1 rRNA gene is annotated in these 3,268 nt (G+C 56.5%); it reads left to right on the top strand.

The window, feature by feature from the left end:
- Positions 1–135 precede the first annotated feature (135 nt).
- A 23S ribosomal RNA gene (locus V2J52_RS16980) occupies positions 136–3,254 on the top strand.
- Positions 3,255–3,268 lie beyond the last annotated feature (14 nt).

Genomic DNA, 3,268 nt, shown 5'->3' with positions numbered 1-3,268 from the left:
GGGTGGGTGGTGGTGGTCGCGGGTTTTCTCGGTTGGCCGCTTTCGTCTGGTGCGTACCGGTTGGTGCGTGTTGGGTGTTGGTCGGTGGGTTTTTTGAGAACTGTACAGTGGACGCGAGCATCTTTGATCTTTTGTGGTCAAGTTTTTAAGAGCATTCGGTGGATGCCTTGGCACCAGGAGCCGATGAAGGACGTTGTGGCCTGCGATAAGCCTCGGGGAGTTGGCTAACGAACCGTGATCCGAGGATGTCCGAATGGGGAAACCCGGCTGGAGTCATGTCCAGCTACCTGCGCCTGAATATATAGGGCGTGTGGAGGGAACGTGGGGAAGTGAAACATCTCAGTACCCACAGGAAGAGATATTCCGTTAGTAGTGGCGAGCGAACGCGGAACAGGCTAAACCGGGAGTGTGTGATAGCCGGCAGGCGTTGCACTTCCGGGGTTGTGGGACCCGCTGACCTGGTCTGCCGACTGGGTAGGGAGTTACAAAGCGTCGTTATAGTCGAACGGTCTGGGAAGGCCGGGCATAGTGGGTGAGACCCCCGTAGACGAAATGATGACGCCTCCTTGCGGGGATCCCGAGTAGCACGGGGCCCGTGAAATCCCGTGTGAATCTGGCAAGACCACTTGCTAAGCCTAAATACTACCTGGTGACCGATAGCGGACAAGTACCGTGAGGGAAAGGTGAAAAGTACCCCGGGAGGGGAGTGAAATAGTACCTGAAACCGGATGCTTACAATCCGTCGGAGCCTCCATAGCTGGGGTGACGGCGTGCCTTTTGAAGAATGAGCCTGCGAGTTAGTGGCATGTGGCAAGGTTAACCCGTGTGGGGAAGCCGTAGCGAAAGCGAGTCCGAATAGGGCGCTTGAGTCGCATGTTCTAGACCCGAAGCGAAGTGATCTACCCATGGGCAGGTTGAAGCGCGGGTAAGACCGCGTGGAGGACCGAACCCACTTAGGTTGAAAACTGAGGGGATGACCTGTGGGTAGGGGTGAAAGGCCAATCAAACTTCGTGATAGCTGGTTCTCCCCGAAATGCATTTAGGTGCAGCGTTGCGTGTTGCTTGCCGGAGGTAGAGCTACTGGATGGCTAATGGGCCTCACCAGGTTACTGACGTCAGCCAAACTCCGAATGCCGGTAAGTGTATAGCGCAGCAGTGAGACTGCGGGGGATAAGCTTCGTAGTCGAGAGGGAAACAGCCCAGACCACCAGCTAAGGCCCCTAAGCGTATGCTAAGTGGGAAAGGATGTGGAGTCGCACAGACAACCAGGAGGTTGGCTTAGAAGCAGCCACCCTTGAAAGAGTGCGTAATAGCTCACTGGTCAAGTGATTCTGCGCCGACAATTCAGCGGGGCTCAAGCATACCGCCGAAGCTGTGGCATCAGCATATGTCCTTAGCCTTGTCCTACGGGACTCGGTTCCAGGGGTGTTGATGGGTAGGGGAGCGTCGTGTGGGAGGTGAAGCTGCGGGGTGACCCAGTGGTGGATCCCACACGAGTGAGAATGCAGGCATGAGTAGCGAATGACGGGTGAGAAACCCGTCCGCCGAATGACCAAGGGTTCCAGGGCCAGGTTAATCCGCCCTGGGTAAGTCGGGACCTAAGGCGAGGCCGACAGGCGTAGTCGATGGACAACGGGTTGATATTCCCGTACCGGCGAAACACCGCCCATACCGATCCCGGTGATGCTAACCGCCCAAGACCGCTGCACGATCCTTCGGGATTGGTAGTGGTTGCGCGCGGGACCCGATCTGGTAGTAGGTAAGCGTATTAACAGGGGTGACGCAGACAGGTAGCCACCGCGTGTTTTATGGCTATGCACGTCCAAGGGAGCAGGGCGAGGTTCAGGCAAATCCGGACCTCATTAAGCCTCAGACCTGATGGTGACCGCGAATGCGGGAAGTAGGGTGATCCTATGCTGCCAAGAAAAACCTCGACGCGAGGTGTTAGCCGCCCGTACCCCAAACCGACTCAGGTGGTCAGGTAGAGTATACTAAGGCGATCGAGAGAATCGTGGTTAAGGAACTCGGCAAAATACCCCCGTAACTTCGGGAGAAGGGGGGCCTGAGGGGTGAAGCCACTAGCTGGCTAGCCTTTGAGGGCCGCAGAGACCAGGGAGAAGCGACTGTTTACTAAAAACACAGGTCCGTGCGAAGTCGCAAGACGATGTATACGGACTGACGCCTGCCCGGTGCTGGAAGGTTAAGAGGACGGGTCAGCCCTTCGGGGCGAAGCTCAGAATTTAAGCCCCAGTAAACGGCGGTGGTAACTATAACCATCCTAAGGTAGCGAAATTCCTTGTCGGGTAAGTTCCGACCTGCACGAATGGCGTAACGACTTCTCCGCTGTCTCAACCGCGAACTCGGCGAAATTGCACTACGAGTAAAGATGCTCGTTACGCGCAGCAGGACGGAAAGACCCCGGGACCTTTACTATAGCTTGGTATTGGTGTTCGGTACGGCTTGTGTAGGATAGGTGGGAGACTGCGAAGCGGCCACGCCAGTGGTTGTGGAGTCATCGTTGAAATACCACTCTGGTCGTGCTGAACATCTAACTTCGGTCCGTGATCCGGACCAGGGACAGTGCCTGGTGGGTAGTTTAACTGGGGCGGTTGCCTCCTAAAATGTAACGGAGGCGCTCAAAGGTTCCCTCAGCCTGGTTGGTAATCAGGTGTCGAGTGTAAGTGCACAAGGGAGCTTGACTGTGAGACTGACAGGTCGAGCAGGGACGAAAGTCGGAACTAGTGATCCGGCGGTGGCTTGTGGAAGCGCCGTCGCTCAACGGATAAAAGGTACCCCGGGGATAACAGGCTGATCTTGCCCAAGAGTCCATATCGACGGCATGGTTTGGCACCTCGATGTCGGCTCGTCGCATCCTGGGGCTGGAGTAGGTCCCAAGGGTTGGGCTGTTCGCCCATTAAAGCGGTACGCGAGCTGGGTTTAGAACGTCGTGAGACAGTTCGGTCCCTATCCGCTGCGCGCGCAGGAAACTTGAGAAGGGCTGTCCCTAGTACGAGAGGACCGGGACGGACGAACCTCTGGTGTGCCAGTTGTTCCGCCAGGAGCACGGCTGGTTGGCTACGTTCGGAAGGGATAACCGCTGAAAGCATCTAAGCGGGAAGCCTGCTTCAAGATGAGGTTTCCACCACCCTTGCGGTGGGAAGGCCCCCAGAAGAACACTGGGTTGATAGGCCGGATGTGGAAGCGGGGTTAACCCGTGGAGCTGACCGGTACTAATTGGCCGATAACTTCACCACAACTAAAAGACTCA

The sequence above is a fragment of the Georgenia sunbinii genome, assembly GCF_036421875.1.
Taxonomy (GTDB): domain Bacteria; phylum Actinomycetota; class Actinomycetes; order Actinomycetales; family Actinomycetaceae; genus Georgenia_B; species Georgenia_B sunbinii.
This window is presented reverse-complemented; position numbering and strand designations above follow the sequence as displayed.